At 74.8% G+C, this 1,790-nt stretch carries 2 protein-coding genes; both read left to right on the top strand.

Annotated features, from left to right (window positions below):
- The first annotated feature begins 122 nt into the window (after positions 1 to 122).
- The gene (locus tag H5J30_RS30900; protein WP_181790797.1) at positions 123 to 704 is read left to right on the top strand and encodes a dihydrofolate reductase family protein; all 582 of its coding nucleotides are present in this window, start codon (positions 123 to 125) and stop codon (positions 702 to 704) included.
- A gap of 106 nt (positions 705 to 810) precedes the next feature.
- A partial coding sequence (locus H5J30_RS30895; protein ID WP_181790795.1) for a hypothetical protein occupies positions 811 to 1,790 on the top strand: 980 nt, incomplete at its 3' end.

Raw genomic sequence — 1,790 nt, 5'->3', positions numbered from 1 at the left:
CGCTCAGCACGCGGCCCGCACCCCCTTTCGCGGCGTGTTTCACCGCGGTGACACCACTGTGCCACCCGCGGTGGGCCAGGCTGTCCGTCGTTGCGCACCCGCACGACCGGCGAGGGAGTCCCATGAGCAAGGTGATCTTCGATATCAGCATGTCGCTCGACGGCTACGTCAAGGCGACCGGCGCGACGCCCGACGAACCGCTCGGCAAGGGCGGCGAGCGGCTGCACGACTGGGCGCTGCACTCCGCGGGGCCCAACGCCGAACTCCTGGCGGGCTCGGTCGCCGAGGCGGGCGCGATGATCGGCGGGCGGCGGACCTACGACGACTCGCTCCGCTGGTGGGGCGCGGACGGACCCACGGGCGGCGCCCGGGTGCCGCTGTTCGTCGTCACCCACCGGGCGCCCACCGACGTACCCGGGAACAGCGTCTACACGTTCGTCACCGACGGCGTCGAAAGCGCCCTGCGGCAGGCGCAGGAGACCGCCGGCGGCAAGAACGTGTTCGTCATGGGCGGCCCGGACGTCGCCGGCCAGTTCGTCCGCGCCGGGCTGGTCGATCAGATCGGGATCCACCTGGTGCCCGTGCTGTTCGGCGGCGGCTCCCGGCTGCTGGAGCACCTCGGGGCCGGGCACGTCGAGTTGCGGGCGGCTGGCGTGACCGACACCGCGCAGGCCACGCACCTGCTCTACGACGTCGTGAAGTAGGCCGCGCGCGGGCGAACCGGACCTCTTCCGCCGTTCGGGACCCGTCCCAGTCCCGTTCCGGTACGGTCCTTGCTTCGGAATCGGCCCGTAGCGCAGGGGTGAGACGGTGGCGGACGACGTCGGCGAGCTGATCGAACGGCTGGCCCTGTGGCGGACCGGGGACGGCGGCTACGCCGAGGAGAGCCTCCGGGAGCGGGCGATCGTCGCGTTACAGGAGCGGGGCCCCGAGGTCGTCCCCGTGCTGGTCGACCGGCTCGACGCCCTCCTCGCCGACCACGCCGCGCACCTGGAGCGGGTCGGGGCCGTCACGGCGGCGTGGGACGCCTGGTACGAGGAGGGTGACGCCCTCGTCGACGAGCACGGCGTGGGCAAGGTGTTCGAGCTGGAGCGCTACCGCACCATCCCCAGCGACAGCCTCCCCCAGCGCGACCCCCGGGACGAGCACTACCAGGACCCGTACGACCTCAAGCAGGGCATCGTGGAGGCGCTGCGCCGCATCGGCGACGACCGGGCCGCGCCCGTCTACGGCCGCGCGCTCCGCGACCGGGCCTGCATCCACTACGCCGCGACGGCGCTGCGCGGCACCCGCCTGGACGGCGCCGTGCCCGCGCTGCTCGACGCCGCCGCGAGCATCGAGCCCGACGACATGGCCTTCGCCGCGGTGCTGCGCGCGCTGGAGCACTACGGCGCCACCGTGGCGCAGGTGCGGGCCCGGTTCGAGGCCGAGTCCGGGCCGCAGGCCCGGGTCAGCCTGATGCACGTGATGAAGAAGCTGCCCGGCGGCGGCGCCGGCAGGCCGGCGGACGAGGAAGTCGGGGACGCGCTCGTCTTCCTGGCGATGAGCCGCTCGGCCACGGAGCGGCACGCGGCGATCAGGGAGTTGAGGGCGCTCGGCACGCTCGACCCGGTCGGCGGACCACCCGGGGAGGCGCGGGAGGCGCGCGACCCGTGGGACTCGTGGGGAGCGGCCCTCGACGGCACCGGCATGGAGGCGCCGCCCCCGGCCGAGGCGGTCCACGCCGCGATCGTCCTCGCCGCGCACGGCGGGCCCGCCGGCCACGACCGCGAACTCCGGCGCCGGCTGCG

The sequence above is a fragment of the Streptomyces phytophilus genome, from assembly GCF_013870535.1.
In the GTDB taxonomy this organism is placed as follows: Bacteria; Actinomycetota; Actinomycetes; order Streptomycetales; family Streptomycetaceae; genus Streptomyces; species Streptomyces phytophilus.
The sequence above is the reverse complement of the archived record's forward strand: the minus strand, read 5'-3'. Positions and strand labels throughout refer to the sequence as shown.